This window comes from Streptomyces sp. NPDC052682 (genome assembly GCF_040678435.1).
GTDB lineage: Bacteria > Actinomycetota > Actinomycetes > Streptomycetales > Streptomycetaceae > Streptomyces.
Window position 1 is genome coordinate 277310 of record NZ_JBFATS010000001.1, and the last position, 23871, is coordinate 301180.

The window sequence follows — 23871 nt, forward strand, 5'->3', positions numbered from 1 at the left end:
TCCCCCGCGGCTACGGGACGAGGCTGTCCAGCGGGACGTGCGGGTCGGCGAGCGCCTCGGTGTTCACCGGCGCCCTGGAGCGGATCAGCCGCTGGACGGTTTCGGTGACGTCCCACACGTTCACGTTCATCCCGGCCAGCACCCGGCCCTGCCTCACCCAGAACGCGATGAACTCCCGCTTGCCCGCGTCGCCCCGGATCACCACCTGGTCGTAGGTGCCCGGCGGCGCCGAGCCGGAGTACTCCATGCCCAGGTCGTACTGGTCGGTGAAGAAGTAGGGCAGGCGGTCGTACGTCACGTCCTGTCCGAGCATCGCGCGGGCCGCGGCCGGGCCGCCGTTGAGCGCGTTGGCCCAGTGCTCGACGCGCAGCCGGGCCTCGAAGAGGGCGTGCGGGAAGGAGACCACGTCGCCGGCCGCGTAGATGTCGGGGTCGGAGGTGCGCAGCCGTTCGTCGACGACGATGCCGCCGCCGAGCGCCGGGTCGGCGATCTCCAGGCCCGCCGCCTCGGCCAGGTGGGTGCGGGGCGCGGCGCCGATGGCGGCCAGGACCGCGTGGGCGGGGTGCTCCTCGCCGTCGTCGGTGCGGGCCGCGAGGACCATGCCGTCCTGCCCGACGATCTCGGTGAGCCGCGCGCCGAAGTGGAAACGGACACCGCGCTCGCGGTGCAGCTCGGCGAAGAGCTGGCCGAGCTCGGGGCCGAGGACCGAGTGCAGCGGGGTCGGGCCCCGGTGCACGACGGTGACCTCCGCGCCGTACTCGCGGGCCGCCGCCGCGACCTCCAGGCCGATCCAGCCGGCGCCGGCGATCACCAGGTGGCCGTTGTCCCGGCCGAGGGTGGTCAGGACCTGCTTGAGGCGCTCGGCGTGGGCGAGCCGGCGCAGGTGGTGCACGCCCACCAGGTCGGTGCCGGGGATGTCCAGGCGGCGCGGCTCGGCGCCGGTCGCCAGCAGCAGTTTGTCGTAGCGGACGACCGTGCCGTCCTCGCCGAAGTGGACCGTCTTCGCCGCCCGGTCGATCGCGTCGACGGTCTGGCCGAGGTGCAGCTCGATGTCGGCCTGCGCGTACCAGGCGGGCTCGTGCACGAAGAGGCTGTCGCGTTCCGCCTTGCCGAGCAGGTAGCCCTTGGACAGCGGCGGACGTTCGTAGGGGTGGTCGCGCTCGTCGCAGATCAGTATCACGCGGCCCGTGAAGCCCTCCGCGCGCAGCGTCTGAGCCGCCTTCGCGCCGGCCAGGCCGCCTCCGACGATGACGAACGTCTGATCCGCGTCGACCACGTGGTGCCTCCTGTTCGTGTTCCGCCCCCCTGCGAGCGTCCCGCACGGAGCGTGAGGGGGGAAGAGGGAGTGACCCGATCAGGCCACGGACGGTCACCTTCGGGCGTGCACCTGTCCCTGCTGCCCCTGCCGCCCCGCCGGTGTCATGCCTGCCCCGTCAGACGGGCGTGAAGGGAGCGGGCCGAGGCGTCGGTGAGGGAGGCGATCTGGTCGACGATCACCCGCTGGCGGGCCCGGTCGTCCGCGGCCCGGCCGAACAGGGCGCGGAACTGCGGGTCCAGCCCGTCGGGGGCGCGGGCGGTGAGGGCCTCGGCCAGTTCCAGCACCACGATCCGCTGGTCGGCGCGCAGCCGCTCCTGCTCGGCGCGCTGCATGACGTACAGGTCGGCGACCGCCTTCAGAACGGCGCACTCCAGACGGGTCTCGCGCGGGACGACGAGTTCGGCGGTGTAGCGGGTGAGCCGCCCGGCGCCGTACACCGCCCGGGTGGCGTGCTGCGCGGCGAGGCAGAAGCGGCCGATGAGCTGGCTGGTGGCGTCCTTCAGGCGGGCCTGGGCCAGGGCGGTGCCGTCGTAGCCGTGCGGCCACCAGTCCTGGGCGAGGAGGCGGTCCAGGGCGGCGGCCAGTTCGGCCGGGTCGGTGTCCGCGGGGACGTAGCGGCCGACGGCGACCGCGAAGACCGCCTGCCGTTCGGGCTCGGCGTGCAGGCAGTTCGGGTCGATGTGGCCGGCGTGCAGGCCGTCCTCCACGTCGTGCACCGAGTACGCCACGTCGTCGGACCAGTCCATGACCTGCGCCTCGAAGCAGGTGCGGGTGCCCGGGGCCTCTTTGCGGACCCAGTCGAAGACGGGGCGGTCGTCGTCGTAGACGCCGAACTTCGGGGAGGCCGGGTCGGTGGGGTGGGCGCCGCGCGGCCAGGGGTACTTGGTGGCGGCGTCGAGGGTGGCGCGGGTGAGGTTGAGGCCGACGGAGCCCTCGGCGGTGAACCGCTTGGGCTCGATGCGGGTGAGGAGCCTGAGGGACTGGGCGTTGCCCTCGAAGCCGCCGCAGTCCCGCGCGAACTCGTTGAGGGCCTGTTCGCCGTTGTGGCCGAAGGGCGGGTGGCCGAGGTCGTGGGCGAGGCAGGCCGCCTCGACGAGGTCGGGGTCGCAGCCGAGGGCCGCGCCGAGCTCGCGGCCGACCTGGGCGCACTCCAGGGAGTGGGTCAGGCGGGTGCGGGGGCTGGCGTCCCAGGCCGGGCCCCTGGTCCCGGGCGTGACCACCTGGGTCTTGCCCGCCAGGCGCCTGAGCGCGGCGGAGTGCAGGATGCGGGCGCGGTCGCGCTGGAAGGCGGTGCGGCCGGGGTGTTTGTCGGGCTCCTCGACCCAGCGGGCGAGGGAGGCCGGGTCGTAGGCGGGTGGGGGTGTCGGGGTGCCTGCCATGGGTCGACAGTACGGGCAGGGGGGTGTGCCTTGCGCGTGAGCGTCTGCCCCCGGAGGTGTCGCCCCAACCCGGCGTCGTCAGGCCGAGGCCAGTGTCACCGGGTCCGCGGTCGCCGGTGTTGCCAGGGTCTGGTCGTAGCGGTGCAGGATTAGGCGGGCCATCGCCGGGTGGGTGCCCAGGGGGGCCGCGGCGATCCAGGGGGCCGCCTCGGCGCACTGCGTGGCGAAGCGGCCGGGGGCCGTGAAGTAGGAGGCGACGGCGATGCGGTGGCGGCCCCGGGCGGTCAGGGCCCGGATGGCGTCGGGAACCGTCGGTGCGGCGGCGGAGGCGTAGGCGGGCAGGACCGGGACGCCGAGGCGGTCGGCGAGGAGCCGGGCGGTGCGGCCGGTGTCGATCCGGGAGTCGGGGTCGCGCGAGCCGGCGGCGGCCAGGACGACACCGCTGACGCGGCGGGTGGCCTCGTCCGTGCGGGCGGGCCAGCCGGCCTCGGTCAGGCGGGCCTGCAGGGCGTCGACGAGCAGCGGGTGCGGGCCGAGCGGGGCGGCCACCCGGGTGCGGGCCCGGGCCTCGGCGGCCATCTCGGGGATGTCCTGCTTGACGTGGTAGCCGCGGCTGAGCAGCAGCGGGACGAGGACGGCCTCCTCGGTGCCCCGGGCGTCGAGCCGCGCGAGCGTGCCGGGCAGCAGGGGCTCGTTCAGCTCGATGTGTCCCAGGTGCACGGGCAGGCCGGGGCGCAGGGCGCGGACGTCGTCGAGGAGCGCGCGTACGGTGCTCAGGGCGCGCGGGTCGCGGCTGCCGTGGGCGACGACCACCAGGGCGGGGCGGCGGCCGGCGGGCGGCGGGACGAGGCGGAGCCGGCTGGTGAGCTGACTGCTGATCCGGTTCATGAGGTGCGCCGTACTGTCGAGGTGGTCCCCCTGGGGCGGCTGGGCGCCGGGGCCGGTCGTGGGCTCGTCGTGATCAGGTTTCGACGCCGTCATGCACCGATGGTCGCGGGGGGACGTTGCCGCCCCGTTGCGTGGGAATGACGGGTGTTTTCCGGCGCTTCACGGTCGGGTGCCCCGGGAGTGTGAGGCGGTGTGACCTGTGGTTTCACCCTGCGGGGTGAAGCTGGTCACAGGGTGGGCGATGAACCGGGAGGCCGCACGGCACGTCCAGACTGTCGTACGCCGACCGGGGAGGGGCCGTGAGATGCGTCGCCTAGGACAGTTCAGACCGCGCCTGCCGCGCACCCGTGCCGGGCAGCGCCGGCTCGTACAGGCCGTGATGGCGGTGTGCGTGCTGGCGCTGCTGCCGGCGACGTGGCTGTACACGGTGGCGGGTGACCGGCTGTACACCAGGGCCGACGTGCCGCGGACCGAGGTCGCCGTCGTCTTCGGGGCGGGGCTGTGGGCCGGGGAGCCGTCCCCGTATCTGGCGCACCGGCTGGACGCGGCGGCACAGCTGTACCGCCGGGGCCGGATCGAGGTGGTGCTGGTCACCGGTGACAACAGCCGTGCGGACTACGACGAGCCGGACGCGATGCGGGCCTACCTCACGCGCCACGGCGTCCCCGGCGAACGGATCGTCAGCGACTACGCGGGCTTCGACACCTGGGACTCCTGCGTCCGCGCGAAGAAGATCTTCGGCGTGGACCGGGCCGTGCTGATCAGCCAGGGCTTCCACATCCGGCGGGCGGTGGCGCTGTGCCAGGCGGCGGGTGTCACGTCGTACGGCGTCGGCGTCGACGCCGTGCACGACGCCACCTGGTACTACGGGGGCGCCCGGGAGATCCTCGCGGCGGGCAAGGCGGCCTGGGACGCGGCCGTCCGGCCCGACCCGCGCTTCCTCGGCCCGAAGGAGCAGGGGGTGCAGCGGGCGCTGACGGCGGCCGGTGCGGCCGGCTCACGGTGAGGTGAGGGCCCGCGGTGCGGTGCGGGCCTTCGGTGCGGTGCGGGCGCTCGGTGAGGTCTGGGTTCACGGTGCGGCCGGGGCCGGGAGTGGCCGCCGCCGCTCCCGGTCCCGGTTCGGTTGTACGGCGCGGTCGCGCTCGGGCCGGTCAGCGGCCCCGGAAGCGCGGCGGCCGCTTCTCCAGGAACGCGGTCATGCCCTCCTTCTGGTCCTCGGTCGCGAACAGGGCGTGGAAGACGCGGCGTTCGTAGCGGATGCCGTCGCGCAGCCCGGTCTCCAGGGCGCGGTCGACGCACTCGCGGGCCGCCCGGACCGCCGTACGGCCGTACCCGGCGATGGTCGCGGCCGCGTCCAGGGCCTCGGCCAGGACCTGGTCGTCGGGAACCACGCGGGAGACCAAGCCGCAGCTCTCGGCCTCCCGGGCGTCCATCGTGCGGCCGGTGAGCACCAGGTCCATGGCCTTGGCCCGGCCCACCAGCCGGGTCAGGCGCTGGGTGCCGCCGATGCCCGGGATGACGCCCAGCCTGATCTCCGGCTGGCCGAAGACGGCCGACTCGCCGGCGATCACCAGGTCGCACATCATGGCCAGCTCGCAGCCGCCGCCGAGCGCGTAGCCCCGGACGGCGGCGATCTTCGGGGTGCGCAGGTCGGCGAAGGTCTCCCAGGCGCCGAAGTAGTCCTCCGCCGCCATCTCCGCGGCCGTCTTCCCGGCCATCTCCCTGATGTCGGCGCCCGCGGCGAAGACACCGGGCTCCGATCCGGTGACGACGACGCAGCCGACCGTGGGGTCGTCGTCCAACGGGCGCAGCACGCCGAGGAGTTCGGCGAGCAGCTCGGAGCTGAGCGCGTTGCGGACGTGGGGGCGGTGCAGGCGGACGGTCACCACGTGCCCGTCACGTTGCGTCGTGAGCGTGTTCATGCGTTCCTCCCGCTGTTCACGAGTCCCAGATCGCGCCGTACGCCGGAATCCCGCACCGTTCCAGCCCGTGCACCACCTGCCAGGTGAGCTTCTTGTTGGAGATGCAGATCACCGCCTCCGCCCCGAAGTCGCGGTACGCGGCGTACGCGAGGCGCACCATGTCGGGTTTGCCGTGCCGGGAGGTGTCCCAGACCACGGCGTGCGGCTGGACGGCGAGGATCTCCTCGACGAGGGCGTCGCCGTAGGTGGCGCGGGGGTCGCGGGTCGCCCACACCAGGAGGGAGGGCACCTCACCGGCGAGCAGGTGGGGCAGGCAGGGGCCGATGCCGCTGCCGGTCGCCACGTACACCACCCGGGTGAAGAGGGTCTCGATGTGGGCGACCCCGGCGGTGGTGATGCCCTTCACCCACACCCGGGACGGCGGGTCGTCGATGAAGGAGCCGGTCCAGTCGCCCGCGCGGGAGATGGTGAGCCGGAAGCCGGACCGGCCCGGGGCGGGTACGTTGGCGAAGGAGTGCCACTGCTTCAGCGGGCTGCGGCTGATGGCGGTGGAGGAGCCGGCGAAGGGCGTCTCGCCGTGGTCGAAGCGGGCCAGCGCCACGTGCCGCGAGGGGCGTTCGACGCGGACCTCGACCCTGCGCAGCCGCAGCCAGGGCAGGGCGACGCTGAAGGTGACGACCGCGAGGACCGTGAGCGGGACCGGGCGCGGGCCGGACAGCAGGGTGTGCGTCCAGAACAGGGCGAGGGCGGCCCAGCCGCCGAAGCGGTGGATCGTCTCGAAGTGGTCGTGGTGGCGGGAGCGGAAGGGCGGCAGGGCGGTGGCCACGATGACGGCGAGCAGGCCCACCAGGAGCCAGCTCACGGCGATCAGGGGCGCGTCGCCCCCGTCCGCCGTGACGGTGACCGCCAGCGTCACGAACCAGGCCGAGCCCGCCAGCGCCCCGCCCACGTGCAGCCCGCCGAAGTGGTACACCTTGCCCAGCGTCCAGCGGACCTTCAGCGGCCAGCTGGTGGGGGCCGAGGTCGCCAGCCGGAACAACAGGTTGATCACGTACTGCTGGCGGACGAGGACGGCCAGGGCGAGGTCGGCGAGGGCCGCGTGCCCGAGGGTGTCCGCGCTCAGCGGCCAACGGGCGTACGCGAAGGCCGCGTTGACGAGCAGCACGGTGACCGCCAGCCGGTTGTAGTGCATCAGGCGGGGGTGCTTGAACAGCCGCCGGACGGCGGAGGCCGGCGGGGGCAGGTCGGCGGTCGGCCGGTCGAGCGAGGTCGTCATCGGGCCACCGCCGTGCGCTCCTGGGCGAGCCGCAGCAGCGCCTGCTTGTCGACCTTGCCGCGGTCGGTCCCGGGGAGGGAGGGCAGGGGGAGGATCTCCGCCGGGACGCAGTAGTACGGCAGGGCGTCCGCCACCGCGCGGCGGGCCGCCTCCGGGTCGACGTCGGCCGGGCAGACGAAGGACACCAGCGTGCGGGCGTCGCGCTGGAGGGTGACGGCGCGGGCGCAGCCGGCGGCCGACTCCAGCACGGCGGAGACCGCGTCCAGTTCGACGCGGAAGCCGCGCACCTTGACCTGGTCGTCGGTGCGGCCGAGGTGCTCCAGCTCGCCGTCGGGGGTCCAGCGGCCCAGGTCACGGGTGCGGAACATCCGCCGGCCGCCGCCGAGGAACGGGTCGGGGGCGTACCGCTCGGCGTTCAGCCGGTCGTCTCCCAGGTAACCGGCCGAGACGCAGATGCCGCCCGCCCACATCTCGCCGACCTCGCCGATGGGCAGCGGGCGGCGGTCGGCGTCCAGGACGTAGACCGTGTTGTTGGGGGTGGGGCGGCCGATGGTGAGCAGCGGGGCGGCCGGGTCGTGGCGGCGCATGGTGTTGACGATGGTCGTCTCCGTCGGGCCGCAGCAGTTGTGGAAGGCGGCCCGCCTCGCCCACCGGTCGGCCAGCGGACGCGGGCAGGGTTCCCCGGCGACGGCGACCGTACGGACGCGGGGGCAGGTGTCGGGGTCGATGCCGGACAGCACGGTCGGGGTGGCGATCAGCACGTCGGCGGTGCGGGCCGCGGCCGCGATGTCCTTGCCGCGCACCACCAGGGTCCCGCCGTGCGCGAGGCAGCCCAGGATCTCCCAGGCCGCCATGTCGAAGGCGATGTTGAGCAGCTGGGCGACGCGGTCGCCGGGGCGGATGCCGAGGTCGCCGGGGGCGGTGAGCAGGATGTTGGCGACGTTGCGGTGGGTGACCTTCACGCCGTTGGGGCGGCCGGTGGTGCCGGAGGTGAACAGCACGTAGCAGCCGTCGTCGGGGCGTACGGCGGTGCGGGGTCGCGGGGCGTCGGGCAGCGGCTCGTCCAGGGCGAGCAGCAGGTGGCCGTCGGGCAGCGGGATCCGGTCGGCGTGCTCGGTGACGGTGAGGATCACGCGGGTGCGGGCGGTGCGGATGACGTGGCCGAGCTGGGCCGGGGGCGCGAGGCCGATGTCCTGGGGGACGTAGGCGGCGCCCGCTTTCAGGATGCCGAGCAGGCCGACCAGCATCGGGATCGAGCGGCGGACGAACAGCCCGACGTGGTCGCCGGGCCTTACGCCGGCGCGGACCAGGCGGGCGGCGAGGGCGTCGGCGCGGCGGTCGAGCGCGCCGTAGGTGAGCGTGGCGCCGAGGTGTTCGGCGGCCAGGGCGTGCGGGGTGCGGGCCGCCTGCCGTTCGACGGCGTGGTGGACGAGCGGGTCGGGGACGGGGACGGCGGGGCCGTGGCCGTACTGCCGGAAGAGGTCACGGTCGCGGGGGCTCAGATCGCGCAGGGGCATGGCGGGGTGTCCTCCTGGCTGTTTCGAGTGGGGTGGCCACACAGCGGTTGAGCCGCATGTGGATGCAGCCGGATGAGCGGGGGCATGCCCGGGTGTCGAACGCCGTGCGGAGAGCTGCGAGCGCTGCGCGTAGCAGGACTGTAGTGCTGCTGCTTCAACACTCAACGACGCCGGATCGGCCAAGAAAGGTCAGCAATGAGCCACATGTGGCTTTTTCTGTCGCAGCGGCAACGCGCGGCCCGGTCGGCGGCGACCCGCAGGTGGGGCCGGTGTGTGTCTGGCCGGTGGGCCGGGGTGTGCTTGGCCGGTGGGCCGGTGTGTGCCTCACGCCGGGCGGGCGGCGGCGGGGAGGTCCCCGTCCCGGCCGCGTAACGCGGCGCCGTCCCGGACGTAACACGGGCGAAGCACTGTGGGCGGCATGCAGAACTCCGCGACGCCCACGCACTGCCCGTACTGCGCCCTGCAGTGCGGGATGAACCTGACGCCCACGGCCGACGGGACCGTCGAGGTGAGCGAGCGCGTGGACTTCCCGGTGAACCGGGGCGCGCTGTGCGGCAAGGGCCGTACGGCGCCCGCGGTGCTCTCGTCCCGGGTGCGGCTGACCTCGCCGTTGGTGCGCTCGCAGGGCACGCTGGTGCCGGCCTCCTGGGACGAGGCACTGGACCGGATCGCCGGGGCGCTGTCCCGCACGCGGGCCGAGCACGGGCCGGACGCGGTCGGAGTGTTCGGCGGGGGCGGGCTGACGAACGAGAAGGCGTACGCGCTCGGGAAGTTCGCCCGGGTGGTGCTGGGCACCTCGCAGATCGACTACAACGGCCGGTTCTGCATGTCGTCGGCGGCGGCCGCGGGCAGCAAGGCGTTCGGGCTGGACCGGGGGCTGCCGTTCCCGCTGGAGGACATCCCGAAGACGGGCTGCGTGATCCTGGTCGGATCGAACCTGGCGGAGACCATGCCGCCGTCGCTGCGCTTCCTCACCGAACTGAAGGAGAACGGCGGCACGCTGGTCGTGGTCGACCCGCGGCGCACGAAGACCGCCGAGCAGGCCGACCTGCACCTGGCGCCCCGGCCCGGCACCGACCTGGCCCTCGCGCTCGGCCTGCTGCACCTGGTCATCGCCGAGGGGCGCACGGACGAGGAGTACATCGCCGAGCGCACGGCCGGCTGGGAGGAGGCCCGGGCGGCGGCGATGGCCCACTGGCCGGAGTACGTGGAACGGATCACGGGGGTGTCCGTTCCTCAACTCCGGGAAGCCGTGCGGCTGTTCTGCGAGCCGGAGCACGCCATGGTGCTCACCGCGCGGGGGCCCGAGCAGCAGTCCAAGGGCACCGACACGGTCGGCGCGTGGATCAACCTGTGCCTGGCGACCGGGCGGGCGGGGCGGCCCCTGTCGGGGTACGGCTGCCTGACCGGGCAGGGCAACGGGCAGGGCGGGCGCGAACACGGGCAGAAGGCCGACCAGTTGCCGGGCTACCGCAAGCTGGACGACCCGGCGGCCCGGCGGCACGTGGCCGAGGTGTGGGGCGTCGACCCGGACGCGCTGCCGGGGCCGGGGCGCAGCGCGTACGAGCTGCTCGACGCGCTCGGCACGGACATCAGGTCGCTGCTGCTGATGGGCTCCAACCCGGTGGTGTCGGCGCCGCGCGCCGCGCACATCGAGGAGCGCATCCGGTCGCTGGACTTCCTCGCCGTGTGCGACGTGGTGCTGTCGGAGACGGCAGCGCTCGCGGACGTCGTGCTGCCGGTCACGCAGTGGGCGGAGGAGACCGGCACCACCACCAACCTGGAGGGCAGGGTGCTGCTGCGCCGCCGGGCGATCACCCCGCCGCCGGGGGTGCGCAGCGACCTGGAGGTGCTGCACGAGCTGGCCGCCCGGCTGGGGGGCGAGCGGGGCCTGGAGAAGGGCTTCCCGACCGACCCCGAGGAGGTCTTCGAGGAGCTGCGCCGGGCGAGCGCGGGCGGCCTGGCGGACTACTCGGGGATCACCTACCGCAGGCTCGCGGAGGAGAACGGGGTGTTCTGGCCGTGCCCGGCGCTCCCGCGGGACCCGGTGGTCCCCCCAGGGAGCGCCGCCGGCCGCGGGCCGGACTCGGCAGCCGGCCCGGAGGACTGCGAGGATGCCACGCTCGACACACTCCCCGACGACCCGGCCCAGCCGGACGGCCCGCCCGCCACGCCAGTGACCACCGACGAGACGCCCGCCGCCACGGCCGGGACAGCACCCCAGGGCACGCCCGGCACCGGAACACCCACCACCCCGGCCACCACGACCGGGACGGCACCCCAGGGCGTGCCCAGCGCCGGCGCCGGTGCTCCCCGGGTGGGGGACGAGGGGCTGCCCGCCGGGGTGCACCCCGGCACCCCCCGCCTCTTTCTCGACCGGTTCGCCACGCCCGACGGCAGGGCACGGTTCGTGCCCGTCTCGCACCGGGCGATCGCCGAGGAACCGGACGACGAGTACCCCGTGCTGCTGACCACGGGCCGGGTCGTGGCGCAGTACCAGTCGGGCGCCCAGACCCGGCGGGTCGACGAGCTGAACGCCGCCGCCCCGGGCCCGTTCGTCGAGCTGCACCCGCGCCTGGCCGCCCGCCTCGGGGCGTCCGAGGGCGACCCGGTGGCGGTGGTGTCGCGCCGAGGCCGGGCGGTCGCCCCGGCCCGCATCACGGCCGCCATCCGCCCCGACACCGTCTTCATGCCGTTCCACTGGCCGGGCGAGGGCCGCGCCAACACCCTCACCAACCCCGCCCTCGACCCGACCTCCCGCATGCCGGAGTTCAAGGCGTGCGCGGTGCGGGTGGAGGCGGTGCGGTCCTGACCGGCAGGGCGCGGGGGGAGAGAGAATCCTCTGCGTGAGCGACGATCCCGGTCTCCCCTTCTTCGTCTACGGCACCCTCCGCCCCGGCGAGGTCAACCACGACCTCTTCCTGCGCGGCCGCACCCGCGCCGAGGAACCGGGACGCCTCAGGGGCGCGGTGCTGTACGCCGGGCCGGGCTATCCGTACGCCGTCGAGGAGCCGGGCGGGGTGGTGGCCGGGGAGCTGGTCACCGCGCTGCCGGAGGTGTACGGGGAGCTGCTCGCCGAGCTGGACCGGCTGGAGGAGTACACGCCCGGGTCGCCGCGGAACCTGTACGAGCGGGTCGCGCGTGAGGTGGTCCGGGACGCCGACGGCACGGCCGTACGGGCGTGGGTCTACGTGGCCGCCCCCGCCGTGGCCGCCCGGCTGCGCTCCCGGGGCAAGCGGATCGAGGGCGGCGACTGGCGGGCGCGGCACTGACCCCCGCGGCGGGCCGCGCGGTCAGCCCTCGTACGGCCACCTCTGCCGGGCCTCCCGCAACGCCCGTCCCCACCACGTGAGCTGGTCCAGCATCGCCTTGGCCGCCGCGTCCGGGCCGGAGGGGTCCTTCAGGCGCCCGGTGTCGTCGAAGGCGGCGCCCGCGTGGTGGAAGGAGACGGTGTCGCGGATCGTCACGGCGTGCAGTTCGGCGAAGACCTGGCGCAGGTGCTCGACCGCGCGCAGGCCGCCCGAGATGCCGCCGTAGGACACGAGGGCCACCGGCTTGGCGCGCCACTCGGCGTAGTGCCAGTCGATGAGGTTCTTCAGGCCCGCCGGGAAGGAGTGGTTGTACTCGGGGGTGAGGACGACGAAGGCGTCGGCGCGGGCCAGTTTCGGGGTGACCTCGGCCAGCGCGGCGGTCGCCTGCGGGGTGCGGTCGAAGGACATGGGCAGGTCGGCGGCGGCGACGTCCACGACGTCGGGCACCAGGTCGTCGCGGTCCCGGACGCGGTCGAGGAGCCAGTCGGCGACGACCGGGCCGAAGCGGCCGTGGCGGTTGCTGCCGACGACGACGGTCACGTGCAGGGCATCGGTGGCTGTCTTCATGCGGCACAGCGTCGTACCTCAAGTCAGCTTGAGGTCAAGTGCCGCTGCGCCGGCGCCGGTCACCCGTTCACACGCGCGCCCCCGCTTTTCCGCCCGGCACCCGCCCGTGCGCCGCTGACCTGCGGGAACACCGCACAGAAGGGGGCCGTCCGGCCCCATGGGAGCTGCTTCTGACATCCCCTCAGGGAGCGCTCCGGCTCCCTTGCCCCTTACCTCGGAAGTGCACCTCGACAGTGCACCCGACGTGCAGGGGCACCACCGTCCGGCCCGAAGGAGCATCGATGCGACGTACCGTCCGGCTGCTGACCGGTAGCGCGCTCGCCGTCGCCACCGCGGGCCTCCTCGCCTCGCCCGCGTCCGCGTCCGGCACCGGCGGCCTGGAGCTCTCCCCGCCGTCCGTCGTCCCCGGCGGCCACGTCACCGTCACCACGGCGGCGTGCGGCCCGGGCGGCACCGCGGCGGGCGACGCCAGCGCGGTGGGGGCCGGTACGTTCCCGCTGGCGCCCGGCACCGGGAAGCAGGGCGCGACGGGCCGGTTCAGGGTGCCGCCCGGCGCGCAGCCCGGGACGTACGAGATCGCCGCGTCCTGTGTGCGAGGCGGCCTGCGGGTGACGGGCGACCTGGTGGTCACCCTCACGCCCCCGCGCCAGCAGGTGCACCCCAGAGGAAGCGTCAAGACGGGGATCGGCGGCGCCCTGGGCCCCGATCCCGTGCAGACCGCGGCCGGTGTGGCGGCTCTGGCCGTCGCCGCCGCGGGCGGTACCTGGCTCCTGCATCGCCGGGCGAGAGGCGACGGGATCTGACGGGCACCCTCCGCTGTCCGTCCACCGGTACCGCATGTCCCCTCTCCCTCCGGGTCCGACGCCCCTCGCGGCCCGGAGGGGGGTACGGGGCCCATCGAGGAGGCGCACGTGCGCAGGCTCAGCGACGCCGCCATAGCGGGCGTCACGGTCGTCGCCCTGTGTTCCGGGGCCTGGCTGCTGCGCAGCGGCACCGCGACGCATGCCCCGCCGCAGCCGACGGCGGGCCGGGCCCACTCGGGCCCGGCCGACACCCGCTCGGCGCCCGCGCTGCCGCCCTCCCCGCCCGACCGCATCCGCATCCCCGCGATCCGCGTGAACGCCCCGCTGACGGGCCTCGGCCTGACGCGCACCGGCAGCCTCGACGTCCCGCCCGCCGACCGCCCTGACCTCGCCGGCTGGTACCAGGCCGGCACCACCCCCGGCGAGCGGGGCACGGCGATCGTCGCCGGCCACGTCGACAACGCCGACGGCCCGGCCGTCTTCTACTCCCTCGGCGCCCTGAAGCGGGGCGACACGATCGAGGTGGACCGGCGCGACGGCGGCGTGGCCGTGTTCACCGTGGACGCGGTGGAGGTGTACCCCGCGAAGGACTTCCCCGACGAGAAGGTGTACGGGGCGGCCCCCCGGCCCGAACTGCGGGTCATCACCTGCGGCGGCGGCTACGCACGCGGCACGGGCTACCAGGGCAACGTCGTGGTGTTCGCGCATCTGACGGGCAGCCGCTGAGACCGGGCCTCCCGGACGGCGGGCAGGTCACCGCTCCCGCTCCGGCACCAGTACGTGGGCCTTGCCCCAGGCCCCGAGCGGCTCCAGCGCCTCGTTCAAGGACGCGCCCCGGGGCGTCAGGGAGTACTCCACCCGGGGCGGCACCTCGTCGTACGCCTCGCGGTGCACCAGGCCGTCGGCCTCCATCTCGCGCAGGTGGGAGGCGAGCACCTTCTCCGTGATCCCCGGCAGCTCCCGGCGCAGTTCCCCGAAGCGGCACGGCCGCACGTGCAGCGCCCACAGGATGAGCACCTTCCACTTGCCGCCGATCACATCCATCGCCGCGTCGATCCCGCAGACGTACGCCCCCGGCCGCCGTCCGGTCGCCATGTCCGGCACCCTCCCCCTGTCGCTGCCTGCACCCTTCCCTCGCGGTAATCACCCACTCGGAAGTGCGTACTTGAGCAGGTTATCCCCCTGCGGCGAGCCTGAAGCCATGACCGACAACGCACCCGTGTCCGCTCCCCTCACCCTCCTCGGCACCGGCGCCATGGGCACCGCCCTGGCCCGGGCCTGGCTCGCCGCCGGGCACCCCGTGACCGTCTGGAACCGCACCCCGGCCCGCGCCGAGGCCCTCGCCGCCGAGGGCGCCACCGTGGCCCGGACCGCCGCCGAGGCGGTGGCCGCGAACCGGCTCGTGGTCGCCTGCCTGCTCGACGACGCCTCCGTCGGCGAGGCCCTGGAGGAGGCCGTCCTGTCCGGGCGGGACCTGGTGAACCTCACCACCGGCACCCCCGCGCAGGCCCGGGCCCGGGCCGCCTGGGCCGGGGCGCGCGGCGCCCGCTACCTGGACGGCGGGATCATGGCCGTACCGCCGATGATCGGGGACCCGGACTCCGGCGGATACGTCTTCTACAGCGGCTCCGCGCAGGCGTTCGAGGAGCACCGGGACACCCTGGCCGTCCCGGCCGGCACGCGGTACGCCGGAAAGGACCCGGGCTTCGCGGCGCTGCACGACGTGGCGTTGCTGAGCGCGATGTACGGCATGTTCGCGGGCATCACGCACGCCTTCGCGCTGATCCGCCGGGAGGACATCGCCCCCGAGGAGTTCGCACCGCTGCTCACCGACTGGCTGACCGCGATGGCCCCGGCCGCGCACCAGACGGCCGCGCACCTGGCGAGCGGCGACTACACGCAGGGCGTGGTCTCCACCCTGGCGATGCAGGTGGCGGGCACCGCCACCCTGCTGCGGACGGCCGAGGAGCAGGGCGTCAGCCCGCAACTGCTCACGCCGTTCCTGGAACTGATGCGCCGCCGGCTCGCCGCCGGGCACGGCGACGAGGACACCACCGGTGTGGTCGACCTGCTCGCCACCCGCTAGGCGAGCCACTGCTCGTAGGCCAGGTTCGCCACCAGGGCGAAGACGACCGTCAGCAGGACGATCCGTACGAAGCCGCTGCCCTTCTTCAGGGCCGTGCGGGCGCCCAGGGTGCCGCCCGCCAGGTTGAACACCGCCATCAGCGCGGCCAGGTGCCACAGCACCGCGCCCTGCCAGGCGAACATCGCCAGGGCTCCGGCGTTGGTGCAGCAGTTGACGATCTTGGCGGTGGCCGAGGCGGTCACCAGGTCCAGGTGCAGCACGGCGGTGAGCGCGAGCACGAGGAAGGTGCCGGTGCCGGGGCCGACGAAACCGTCGTAGAAGCCGATGCCGAGGCCGGCCAGGCCGATCGCGGCGAGGATCCGGCGGCGGGTGGCCGGGCCCGTCGCCGGGGCCGTGCCGAAGGCGGGGCGCAGGATCACGAAGGCGGCCACCCCGAGCAGCACCACCATGATCACCGGCTTGAGCACCTCGGTGCTCATTCCGGCCGCGAAGAAGGCCCCGGCGGACGATCCGGCCAGGGCGGCCAGCCCGATCCGGACGGCCGTGCCGACGTCCACCGGGGCTTTGCGGGCGTAGGTCACGGCGGCTCCGGTCGTGCCGACGATGGCGACGGCCTTGTTGGTGCCGAGCGCGTGCGCGGCCGGGGTGCCGGCGGGCAGGCCCAGCAGGAGGACCGGGAGCAGCAGGAGCCCGCCGCCCCCGACCACCGCGTCGATCCACCCGGCGGCGAGGGCGGCCAGGCACAGCAGGGCGACCATGGTCAGCGAGATCTCGGGCACGGTCGCGACCCTACGGAGGGGATGGTTGGGTGGTCCATCGACTTGAGGGTCACCTGAGGTGTGCCTGGGGGTCACCTGGGTGTGCGCCCGCGGCTTCCGGCGGGACCCGCGGGTCGTAGACGATGCCGCCTGCACGCAAAAGCCGGAACCAGGGGGCCCGTGCGCAATCCGGCCCCGCCCGCCTCACAGCAGGCCGCACCGGCGTCCTTCGAACCCTCACACCCACCCCCCTCCCCCGCTGAGGGCAGCGTTCCGCGCGGGAAACAGAGGTGATGCTGCCGGGAAACACCGGCACCGCACGCTCGTGGACATGACCTCGAATAAGCGTGTGGTGGTGATCGGCACCGGCCTCGCGGGCGTACGTCTCGCCCGGCGGCTCGGTGAGCTCGGCACGCCCGCGACGCTGATCGGCGAGGAGGAGCACCGGCCCTACAACCGGGTCCTGCTCGCCGAGGTGCTCGCCGGACGGTACAGCCCCGACGTGATCGCCCTGCCCGCGCCCGCGGAGCTGGTGCGCGGCCGGGTCACCGGCATCGACCGCGACGGGCGGACCGTGCGCTGCGAGGACGGCTCGGTGATCGGCTACGACACGCTGGTCCTGGCCACCGGCTCCAACCCGGTGCTGCCGCCGTTGCGCGGGCTGTTCACGGAGGATCACGAACTGCCCGAGGGCGTGCACGCGTTCCGGACCATGGACGACTGCCTGGGGCTGTCCAAGGCCGTCCGGCCGGGGGTGAAGGCGGTCGTCATCGGCGGCGGGCTGCTCGGCGTGTCCGCGGCCCGGGCGCTGGCGCTGCGCGGCGCGCAGGTCGTCCTCGCCCAGCAGTCCGAGCGGCTGATGGAGCGTCAGCTCGACCCAGCCGCCTCGAAGCTGGTCAAGCGGCACCTGACCGAGCTGGGCGTCGAGGTCCACACCGAGTGCCGGGTACGGGACGTGCGCTGCGTCGGCGGCGCGGTCCGCTCGGTGGAGCTGCACGACGGCTACGCCCTCGACGCCGACCTCGTGGTGCTGGCCTGCGGGGTCCATCCGAGGGTGGGTCTGGCCAAGGAGGCGGGACTCGCGGTCGACAAGGGGATCCTCGTCGACGACGCGCTGCGCACCTGCGACCCGCACATCCACGCCGTCGGCGACTGCGCCCAGCACAACGGGCTGGTGTACGGGCTCGCCACCCCGGCCCTGGAACAGGCCGACGCGCTCGCCGAACTGCTGGCCGGTGACCCCACCGCCCGCTACACCGGGACCCGTTCCCTGACCCGGCTGACCCTCACGGGGCACGACAGCCCCTTCGACCTCGCCGCGTTCGGCGAGACGGAGGCGCGCCCGGGCGACGACGTCGTGCAGCTCGCCGACGCCACCCGCGGCACCTACCGCAAGGTCGTCGTCCGCGACGACCGCCTGGTCGGCGGGGTCCTCGTCGGCGAACTCGGCACGGTCGGCGCGCTCGCCCGCGCCTGGGAGGGAGCAGAGCCGCTCCCCGACAACGGCCCGCTGCTCCACCTGCTCACCAACGATGGAGGCTCCTGATGACCGCCAACCTGGGGGGCACCCCCACGATCGTGCTCGTCGGCCACGGCATGGTCGGCCAGCGCTTCCTCGAAGCGCTGGCCGAGCGCGGCCTGACCGCCACGCACCGCGTGGTCGTGCTGTGCGAGGAGCCGCGTCCCGCGTACGACCGCGTCCAGCTCACCTCGTACTTCTCGGGCAGGACGCCCGAGGACCTGTCCCTGACGGACCTGGAGTTCATCAAGGACCACGGCATCGAGCTGTACGTCGGTGACCCGGCGGAGACGATCGACCGCGAGGCCAGGAAGGTCACCGCACGGTCCGGTCTGGTCGTCGACTACGACGTCCTCGTGCTGGCCACCGGCTCCTACCCGTTCGTGCCGCCGGTGCCGGGCAAGGACGCCACCGGCTGTTTCGTCTACCGCACCATCGAGGACCTGCTCGCCATCGAGGAGTACGCGAAGACCAGGGCGTCGACGGGAGCCGTCGTCGGCGGCGGTCTGCTCGGCCTGGAGGCGGCCGGCGCGCTCAAGGGGCTGGGCGTCGAGACGCACATCGTGGAGTTCGCGCCGCGGCTGATGCCGGTGCAGGTGGACGAGGGCGGCGGCGCCGCGCTGCTGCGCACCATCGAGGACATGGGCCTGACCGTCCACTGCGGGACGGGCACGCAGGAGATCGTGACCGGCGAGGACGGCGCGGTCACCGGCATGAAGCTGTCCGACGGTTCGGAGATCGCCACCGACATGGTGATCTTCTCGGCCGGTGTCCGCCCCCGCGACCAGCTGGCCCGCGACTGCGGCCTGGCGGTCGGCGAGCGCGGCGGCATCGCGGTGGACGAGCAGTGCCGCACGGTCACCGACCCGCACGTGTTCGCCATCGGCGAGTGCGCGCTGGCCGCGGACGGCCGGGTGTACGGCCTGGTCGCGCCCGGTTACGAGCAGGCCGAGACGGCGGCGGCGACCATCGCCGAGGACGAGGCCGCCTTCACCGGCGCCGACCTGTCCACCAAGCTGAAGCTGCTCGGTGTGGACGTGGCGTCCTTCGGTGACGCGCACGGCACCACCGAGGACTGCCTGGACGTCGTCTACTCCGACTCCCGCGCGGGCCTGTACAAGAAGCTGGTCATCGGCCGCGACGGCACCCTGCTCGGCGGCATCCTGGTCGGCGACGCGGAGGCCTACGGCACGCTGAAGGCCTTCACCGGCTCGGTCCCGCCGGTCGCGCCCGAGTCGCTGGTGCTGCCCGCCGGGGCCGGGGAGACGGCCCAGCTCGGCCCGTCCGCGCTGCCCGACGAGGCGATCATCTGCTCCTGCCACAACGTCTCCAAGGGCACGATCCGCGGCGCGGTCACCGACCACCAGTGCACGACGGTGCCCGAGGTCAAGAAGTGCACCAAGGCCGGCACCGGCTGCGGCTCCTGCGTGAAGGTCCTCGGCCAGCTCGTCAACGCCGAGCTGGAGGCGAGCGGCATCGAGGTCGACAAGGGCCTGTGCGGCTGCTTCTCCCAGACCCGCGAGGAGCTGTACGAGATCGTCCTCGCCCTGCGCATCACGTCCTACCAGGACCTGCTGGACCGCTACGGCCGCGAGCAGGCCCGGGGCGGCGACGGCTGCGAGGTCTGCAAGCCCGCGGTCGGCTCGATCATCGCCTCCCTCGCCCCGACGATCGGCGCCAGCGGCTACGTCCTGGACGGCGAGCAGGCCGCGCTGCAGGACACCAACGACCACTTCCTGGCCAACCTGCAGAAGAACGGCTCGTACTCGGTCGTGCCGCGCATCCCCGGCGGCGAGATCGCCCCGGAGAAACTCATCGTGATCGGCGAGATCGCCCGCGACTTCGGCCTCTACACGAAGATCACCGGCGGCCAGCGGATCGACATGTTCGGCGCCCGCGTCGAGCAACTCCCCCTGATCTGGGCCCGGTTGGTGGACGCCGGCTTCGAGTCGGGGCACGCCTACGGCAAGGCCCTGCGGACCGTGAAGTCCTGCGTCGGCTCGACGTGGTGCCGCTACGGCGTGCAGGACTCGGTGCGCATGGCCATCGACCTGGAGCTGCGCTACCGGGGCCTGCGCTCCCCGCACAAGCTGAAGTCGGCCGTCTCCGGCTGCCAGCGCGAGTGCGCCGAGGCCCAGTCCAAGGACTTCGGCGTGATCGCCACCGCCAACGGCTGGAACCTGTACGTCGGCGGCAACGGCGGCGCGACCCCGCGCCACGCGGACCTGCTCGCGCAGGACCTGTCGGACGCCGAACTGATCCGTCTGATCGACCGGTTCCTGATGTTCTACATCCGCACCGCCGACCGGCTGGAGCGCACCTCCACCTGGCTGGAGCGGATCCCGGGCGGCCTGGAGCACGTACGGGACGTGGTGGTGCACGACTCGCTCGGCATCTGCGAGGAGCTGGAGCAGCTCATGCAGGCGCACGTGGCGAACTACCGCGACGAGTGGGCCGAGACCATCAACGACCCCGACAAGCTCGCCCGGTTCGTGTCGTTCGTCAACGCGCCCGACACCCCGGACCCGGTCGTCTCCTTCGTGCCCGAGCGCGACCAGATCAAGCCCGACCTGCCGCTGCTGAGCATCGGCATGCGGCCCACCGACGACGCGGCAGACGTCCTGGAAGGAAGCGCCCAGCGATGACCCTGGCTCTCGAGACCACTGACCTGAAGGTAGAACTCCAGCTGGACGGCGACTGGATCCCGGTCTGCGACCTGAGCACGCTGTTCCCGGGCCGTGGCGTGGCGGCCCTGCTGCCGGACGGCCGGCAGGCGGCCCTCTTCCGGGACCGGGCCGGCCGGCTGTACGCCATCGACAACCGCGACCCGTTCACCGGCGCGGCGGTCCTCTCCCGCGGCCTGACCGGCACCCACCAGGGCCGCCCGTTCGTGGCCTCCCCGCTGCTGAAGCAGCGCTTCGACCTGGAGTCCGGGCAGTGCCTGGACGACGAGGCGGTGCGGGTGGCGACGTACGAGGTGCGGGCTTCCTGACGTACCCCCTGGCCGCGAGGCCACGGATACCGGCACAGTGAGCGGCGGCGGCCACCCGGACGGTGGCCGCCGCCGTCGTCTGCCCGGCCTCCGGCGACCCGGCCTCGGTGGTGGCCAGCGGCGTCACGGCCTGACGGGACATCACGCGCGACACGGCGCCCCGCCCGGTGCCAGGATGGCGGCCGGTGGCGCATCGTCGGCAGCGTGGGGTGGGAGTGACGGCCATGACAGCGCGATCCCTGGACGCGGTGCCCTGGGACCGGCTGGAGTCGGCGCTGCCGCAGCACCCGGTGAGCGAGGTGCCCCGCGTGCTGCGCCGTCTCGCGCTCGGCGGCGCGGAGGCCGGCGAGGAGGACACCTACCCGCTGTTCTCCTGTCTCGCCGCGGGGAACGGCCGGGTGCCCTCGGCGGCGACCGCCGCGCTGCCCTTCCTCGTGGCCTTGGCGGCCGACCCCGGGCAGGCCCAACGGCTCGCGCTCGTGGACCTGCTGGTCGCGCTGCACCAGGAAGCCGCGACGGCCGCGCCCCACCTGGTCGACGAGGGCTGGCCCGCGGCATGGCGACGCCACCGGCCCGCGATCCGCGCGCTGCTCGCGGACCCGGACCCGCGGGTACGCCGGGAGGCGCTCCCCCTCGCGGAGGGTGCCGCCGACCTGCTGGACCGGTGGCGGGCCGAGCCGGACCCCACGGTGCGGCTGCCCCTGCTGCTCCACCTCGGCCGGGCCGCGGCCGGGGCGCGGGACGACGTGCGCGCCGGCGTACGCGCCGTCCTGGCCGGCGTCCTGCGGGACGGCGACCCCGTCCTGCGCGTCGCGGCCGTGTTCGCCTGGGCGCACCTCGACCCCGGGATGCCGGTCCGCCGGCTGGACACGCTGGTCGACGCCCTCGCCGAGGAGCACGACTTCGCGGCGGTCTGGTACATGCCGGGCGTCGAGCACGGCTACTCCCGCACGGATCTCGTCCCCTGGCTGGCCGGCCTCCTCCGGCACGACACCCCGGCGGCGACCTCGCTGGTGCTGCGGCTGGCCGGGGCCGCACACCGTGCCCTGGACACCGCACTGCACCGGGCCGCCCTCACCGAGGCATGGCGGCTGCTGGTGCGCCGGCCCTCCACGGCACCCGCGCTGCTGCCGGTGGCGGGCGCGCTGCTGGCCGACCCGGACAGCTCCGTACGGCTCAAGGCCGCGCACCTGCTCGCCGTGCTCGGCCGGCGGGCGGCCCCGTACGCCGACCGGCTCGCCGAGCTGGCCGACGACCCCGGCGAGGACGACGTCGACTACCTCGAGGGCACCGTCGGCGACTACGCGCGCTGGGCGCTGGCGAGGATCGGCGACCCGCGCGCCCTGCCCGGGCTCGTCGAGCGGCTGTACGCGCCGTACCGGGAGCACTACGGCCGCGGCTACTGCGCCGGCGACCCTCGTCTGCCGGAGCTCGACGAGGTCCTGGCCCCGCTGCGGTCCCACGCGGACGTCCTGCTGCCCCCGCTGCGGGAGGTGATGCGGCAGCACGCCGCGCACTACGGCGGGGCCGGCCCGCTGACCGGCGCGTTCCTGCGCGTCCTGCGGGCGTGGGGAGGGCGGGCCGTGGCCGCGCTGCCGGAGGTCGTGCCGCTGCTGGCCGACCCGGCCGTGTCCCTGTCGGCCGTCCAGGCCCTGGCGGCGATGGGACCGGCCGCCGCCTCGGCCGAACCCGCCGTGCGCGGCTGCGCGGTCCTCGACCAGCCGAGGAACCGTCAGACGGTGGCCTGGGCCGCCTGGCGCCTGGGCGGCGACCGGGAGCGGGCGCTGCGGCTCATCGGCGACGCGGTACTCACCGACAAGGCCCCGTTCTACGGCCCGCTCCACCTCCTGGCCGACTTCGGTCCCGCCGCCGCGCCGTACGCCGGCCGGGTGCGGCACATCATGGAGCACGCCGAGGGCGAACCCCGGCTCCGGGCGGCCGCGGCCCTCTGGGCGATCACCGGCGAGCCGGAGCCGAGCGTGCCGGTCCTGGCGGAGTTCGTCCTGCCGATGGCCGACGGCGACGACCGCTACGGCCTGTTCGCCGACGCCCTGCGCGCCCTGGCCCGGATCGGCGTGCTCACCCCGGCGGCGCGGGCCGCCCTGCGCACGCTGCGGGACCGCGACCGGCGTCTGTCGCCGGGGCCCGACTACCGGGCGATCCTTCTGGACGAGGAACTGCGGGCGCTGACAGACGACTTGCTCGGGGAGAGGCGTTCCGCACCCGGCCCCACCCCCTTCACATGACCGTCACAACTTGGTCACCCGACCCCCACTTCTCCCGGAGCGGCCGTACGGTCGTCCCCTCACGCACCATCTGCCTGGGGGGACGACATGACCAACCCGTACACCACACCGCCCGTGCCGCAGCCGGCCCGCCCGACGCCGCGGTGGGCCCGCAAGCGCTACCTGCTGCCCGCCCTCGGGCTGGCCCTCCTCGTCGGCGCCGGCATAGGCGCCGGCGGAAACGATCCCGCGACGGACGCCAAGCCCGCCGCCGCCAAGCCCCGGCCGACGGTCACCGTCACCACCACGGCGACCGTGACGGCGACACCGGAACCGGAACCGGCCCCCACGGTGACCACCACGAAGACCGTCGAGGTCACGAAGACGGTCACCCCGCGCCCGGCGGCCGGCAGCGGCACCGGCACCGGCAGCAGCGGCGACGACTCCGGGGGCCAGGACGTGTACTACGCCAACTGCAGCGAGGTCCGCGCGGCCGGCGCCGCCCCGATCCACCGCGGCGAACCCGGCTACGCCTCCCACCTCGACCGCGACGACGACGGGATCGCCTGCGACACCTGACGTGATCACGCGGGTGACCATCCGCGCGTCCGGCCGTTCCTCCGGTTGGGCAGCCGAGCACCGGGCTGCCCAGCCGACGGAAGGACACCAGCGTGGACACCACCGCCACCGAGACCGCAGTACTGCCCCGCGCGGAGTGGGTCAGGACACTCCCGCAGACCATCGTCGCGTCCTGTGTGCTGCTGTTCGACGCCGAGGACCGGCTGCTGCTGCTGCGCTACGCCGAGGGCCAGCCCGCCGCGGGGACCTGGGGGCTGCCGGGCGGCATGCTCGACCACGGCGAGGACCCGGTCGGCGCCGCCCTGCGCGAACTGCACGAGGAGACGGGCATCGCCCTGCCCCACGTGCCCCGGTACGTCGGCTACGACCACCGGGCCGACGTGAAGGACACGGGCCCGGTGATCGACTTCTACTTCCACGGCGGCCTCCTGCCGCCCGGCCGGCCCGTCCGCCACAGCCCCGAGCACGACGCCCACGGCTGGTTCACCGTGCCGGACCTGGCGAAGCTCCCCCTGATGACCCCGCTGCCGACCCTCACGACCCTGCACACGGCCGCACGGTCGGGGACGGTGGTGTGCCTGCGGGAGGGCAAGCCGCTGTGACGAGGCCGGTCCCGCACGGGAGAGGGCGGCACCCCCGCACGGGTGCCGCCCTCCTCGGTGTTCCGGAGCCGCCGCGATCGGTTTGAGGGTCGGGGACCGCGACGGCTCCGGGGCTTCGGGGGCCCTTGA

At 74.5% G+C, this 23871-nt stretch carries 21 protein-coding genes; 12 read left to right on the forward strand and 9 right to left on the reverse strand.

Annotated features, from left to right (window positions below; all coding sequences use genetic code 11):
• Nucleotides 1-10: 10 nt before the first annotated feature.
• The 3 genes from AB0K80_RS01215 to AB0K80_RS01225 form a co-directional block, all read right to left on the reverse strand.
• Complete coding sequence (locus AB0K80_RS01215) at nt 11-1276, reverse strand: FAD-dependent oxidoreductase (RefSeq protein WP_365664563.1); 1266 nt, start codon at nt 1274-1276, stop codon at nt 11-13.
• 143 nt (nt 1277-1419) lie between these two features.
• On the reverse strand, nt 1420-2697 hold the full coding sequence (locus AB0K80_RS01220; protein WP_365664565.1) for a deoxyguanosinetriphosphate triphosphohydrolase: 1278 nt from the start codon (nt 2695-2697) through the stop codon (nt 1420-1422).
• A gap of 78 nt (nt 2698-2775) precedes the next feature.
• Nucleotides 2776-3585 carry a sirohydrochlorin chelatase gene (locus AB0K80_RS01225; protein ID WP_365664944.1) on the reverse strand — a complete coding sequence of 270 codons (810 nt, stop codon included), beginning with the start codon at nt 3583-3585 and terminating at the stop codon, nt 2776-2778.
• Nucleotides 3586-3889: 304 nt separating this feature from the next.
• Between AB0K80_RS01225 and AB0K80_RS01230 the strand changes: the two genes are divergently transcribed.
• On the forward strand, nt 3890-4591 hold the full coding sequence (locus tag AB0K80_RS01230; protein ID WP_365664567.1) for an ElyC/SanA/YdcF family protein: 702 nt from the start codon (nt 3890-3892) through the stop codon (nt 4589-4591).
• Nucleotides 4592-4736: 145 nt separating this feature from the next.
• On the opposite strand, the gene AB0K80_RS01235 is transcribed toward AB0K80_RS01230, so the two are convergent.
• From AB0K80_RS01235 to AB0K80_RS01245, 3 genes are read right to left on the reverse strand one after another with little or no spacing between them, the layout of a single operon-like run.
• Nucleotides 4737-5507, reverse strand: coding sequence for an enoyl-CoA hydratase-related protein (locus AB0K80_RS01235; protein WP_365664569.1), 771 nt, complete (start codon nt 5505-5507; stop codon nt 4737-4739).
• 16 nt (nt 5508-5523) lie between these two features.
• A complete protein-coding gene (locus AB0K80_RS01240) occupies nt 5524-6783 on the reverse strand; it encodes a hypothetical protein (RefSeq protein ID WP_365664571.1) in 1260 nt (419 codons plus the stop codon).
• Nucleotides 6780-8300 carry an amino acid adenylation domain-containing protein gene (locus AB0K80_RS01245; protein WP_365664572.1) on the reverse strand — a complete coding sequence of 507 codons (1521 nt, stop codon included), beginning with the start codon at nt 8298-8300 and terminating at the stop codon, nt 6780-6782. The genes AB0K80_RS01240 and AB0K80_RS01245 overlap by 4 nt, the downstream gene beginning before the upstream one ends.
• Before the next feature lie 418 nt (nt 8301-8718).
• Here AB0K80_RS01245 and AB0K80_RS01250 point away from each other — a divergent pair, with 418 nt between their 5' ends.
• Complete coding sequence (locus AB0K80_RS01250) at nt 8719-11112, forward strand: molybdopterin oxidoreductase family protein (RefSeq protein WP_365664574.1); 2394 nt, start codon at nt 8719-8721, stop codon at nt 11110-11112.
• A gap of 34 nt (nt 11113-11146) precedes the next feature.
• Complete coding sequence (locus tag AB0K80_RS01255) at nt 11147-11572, forward strand: gamma-glutamylcyclotransferase family protein (protein ID WP_365664576.1); 426 nt, start codon at nt 11147-11149, stop codon at nt 11570-11572.
• A gap of 21 nt (nt 11573-11593) precedes the next feature.
• Here the strand turns inward: AB0K80_RS01255 and AB0K80_RS01260 are convergent, their stop codons facing one another.
• Complete coding sequence (locus AB0K80_RS01260; RefSeq protein ID WP_365664578.1) at nt 11594-12178, reverse strand: NAD(P)H-dependent oxidoreductase; 585 nt, start codon at nt 12176-12178, stop codon at nt 11594-11596.
• Nucleotides 12179-12459: 281 nt separating this feature from the next.
• Between AB0K80_RS01260 and AB0K80_RS01265 the strand changes: the two genes are divergently transcribed.
• Both AB0K80_RS01265 and AB0K80_RS01270 read left to right on the forward strand, forming a co-directional pair.
• On the forward strand, nt 12460-12981 hold the full coding sequence (locus AB0K80_RS01265; protein WP_365664580.1) for a hypothetical protein: 522 nt from the start codon (nt 12460-12462) through the stop codon (nt 12979-12981).
• 108 nt (nt 12982-13089) lie between these two features.
• Nucleotides 13090-13707: a class F sortase gene (locus AB0K80_RS01270; RefSeq protein WP_365664582.1), complete on the forward strand. Its 618-nt coding sequence runs from the start codon at nt 13090-13092 to the stop codon at nt 13705-13707.
• 27 nt (nt 13708-13734) lie between these two features.
• Here the strand turns inward: AB0K80_RS01270 and AB0K80_RS01275 are convergent, their stop codons facing one another.
• Nucleotides 13735-14076, reverse strand: a complete 342-nt coding sequence (locus AB0K80_RS01275; RefSeq protein WP_365664584.1) for a helix-turn-helix domain-containing protein — start codon at nt 14074-14076, stop codon at nt 13735-13737.
• Nucleotides 14077-14182: 106 nt separating this feature from the next.
• Here AB0K80_RS01275 and AB0K80_RS01280 point away from each other — a divergent pair, with 106 nt between their 5' ends.
• Nucleotides 14183-15067, forward strand: a complete 885-nt coding sequence (locus AB0K80_RS01280; RefSeq protein WP_365664586.1) for an NAD(P)-binding domain-containing protein — start codon at nt 14183-14185, stop codon at nt 15065-15067.
• Here AB0K80_RS01280 and AB0K80_RS01285 read toward each other — a convergent pair.
• A complete protein-coding gene (locus AB0K80_RS01285; protein WP_365664588.1) occupies nt 15064-15846 on the reverse strand; it encodes a TSUP family transporter in 783 nt (260 codons plus the stop codon). The genes AB0K80_RS01280 and AB0K80_RS01285 overlap by 4 nt on opposite strands.
• Nucleotides 15847-16156: 310 nt before the next feature.
• On the opposite strand from AB0K80_RS01285, the gene AB0K80_RS01290 reads away from it, so the two are divergent.
• From AB0K80_RS01290 to AB0K80_RS01315, 6 genes are all read left to right on the forward strand, one after another.
• The gene (locus AB0K80_RS01290) at nt 16157-17371 is read left to right on the forward strand and encodes an FAD-dependent oxidoreductase (RefSeq protein WP_365664591.1); all 1215 of its coding nucleotides are present in this window, start codon (nt 16157-16159) and stop codon (nt 17369-17371) included.
• Nucleotides 17371-19989: a nitrite reductase large subunit NirB gene (gene nirB / locus AB0K80_RS01295; RefSeq protein WP_365664593.1), complete on the forward strand. Its 2619-nt coding sequence runs from the start codon at nt 17371-17373 to the stop codon at nt 19987-19989. The genes AB0K80_RS01290 and nirB overlap by 1 nt, the downstream gene beginning before the upstream one ends.
• The gene (nirD, locus tag AB0K80_RS01300) at nt 19986-20336 is read left to right on the forward strand and encodes a nitrite reductase small subunit NirD (protein ID WP_365664595.1); all 351 of its coding nucleotides are present in this window, start codon (nt 19986-19988) and stop codon (nt 20334-20336) included. Before nirB ends, nirD begins: the two co-directional genes overlap by 4 nt.
• A 224-nt stretch (nt 20337-20560) precedes the next feature.
• Nucleotides 20561-22582: a hypothetical protein gene (locus tag AB0K80_RS01305; protein ID WP_365664597.1), complete on the forward strand. Its 2022-nt coding sequence runs from the start codon at nt 20561-20563 to the stop codon at nt 22580-22582.
• Nucleotides 22583-22669: 87 nt separating this feature from the next.
• The gene (locus AB0K80_RS01310; RefSeq protein WP_365664599.1) at nt 22670-23140 is read left to right on the forward strand and encodes an excalibur calcium-binding domain-containing protein; all 471 of its coding nucleotides are present in this window, start codon (nt 22670-22672) and stop codon (nt 23138-23140) included.
• Nucleotides 23141-23232: 92 nt separating this feature from the next.
• Nucleotides 23233-23742, forward strand: coding sequence for an NUDIX hydrolase (locus AB0K80_RS01315; RefSeq protein WP_365664601.1), 510 nt, complete (start codon nt 23233-23235; stop codon nt 23740-23742).
• The last annotated feature ends 129 nt before the right edge of the window (nt 23743-23871 follow it).

Bases quoted from the DNA above. Each gene is read 5' to 3' on its own strand.
- AB0K80_RS01275 (WP_365664584.1), bottom strand. From the start codon at position 14,076: ATGGCGACCGGACGGCGGCCGGGGGCGTACGTCTGCGGGATCGACGCG.
- AB0K80_RS01290 (WP_365664591.1), top strand. From the start codon at position 16,157: ATGACCTCGAATAAGCGTGTGGTGGTGATCGGCACCGGCCTCGCGGGC.
- AB0K80_RS01305 (WP_365664597.1), top strand. From the start codon at position 20,561: ATGACAGCGCGATCCCTGGACGCGGTGCCCTGGGACCGGCTGGAGTCG.
- nirD (WP_365664595.1), top strand. From the start codon at position 19,986: ATGACCCTGGCTCTCGAGACCACTGACCTGAAGGTAGAACTCCAGCTG.
- AB0K80_RS01265 (WP_365664580.1), top strand. From the start codon at position 12,460: ATGCGACGTACCGTCCGGCTGCTGACCGGTAGCGCGCTCGCCGTCGCC.
- AB0K80_RS01245 (WP_365664572.1), bottom strand. From the start codon at position 8,300: ATGCCCCTGCGCGATCTGAGCCCCCGCGACCGTGACCTCTTCCGGCAG.
- AB0K80_RS01310 (WP_365664599.1), top strand. From the start codon at position 22,670: ATGACCAACCCGTACACCACACCGCCCGTGCCGCAGCCGGCCCGCCCG.
- nirB (WP_365664593.1), top strand. From the start codon at position 17,371: ATGACCGCCAACCTGGGGGGCACCCCCACGATCGTGCTCGTCGGCCAC.
- AB0K80_RS01225 (WP_365664944.1), bottom strand. From the start codon at position 3,585: ATGAACCGGATCAGCAGTCAGCTCACCAGCCGGCTCCGCCTCGTCCCG.
- AB0K80_RS01280 (WP_365664586.1), top strand. From the start codon at position 14,183: ATGACCGACAACGCACCCGTGTCCGCTCCCCTCACCCTCCTCGGCACC.
- AB0K80_RS01250 (WP_365664574.1), top strand. From the start codon at position 8,719: ATGCAGAACTCCGCGACGCCCACGCACTGCCCGTACTGCGCCCTGCAG.
- AB0K80_RS01240 (WP_365664571.1), bottom strand. From the start codon at position 6,783: ATGACGACCTCGCTCGACCGGCCGACCGCCGACCTGCCCCCGCCGGCC.
- AB0K80_RS01230 (WP_365664567.1), top strand. From the start codon at position 3,890: ATGCGTCGCCTAGGACAGTTCAGACCGCGCCTGCCGCGCACCCGTGCC.
- AB0K80_RS01260 (WP_365664578.1), bottom strand. From the start codon at position 12,178: ATGAAGACAGCCACCGATGCCCTGCACGTGACCGTCGTCGTCGGCAGC.
- AB0K80_RS01220 (WP_365664565.1), bottom strand. From the start codon at position 2,697: ATGGCAGGCACCCCGACACCCCCACCCGCCTACGACCCGGCCTCCCTC.
- AB0K80_RS01235 (WP_365664569.1), bottom strand. From the start codon at position 5,507: ATGAACACGCTCACGACGCAACGTGACGGGCACGTGGTGACCGTCCGC.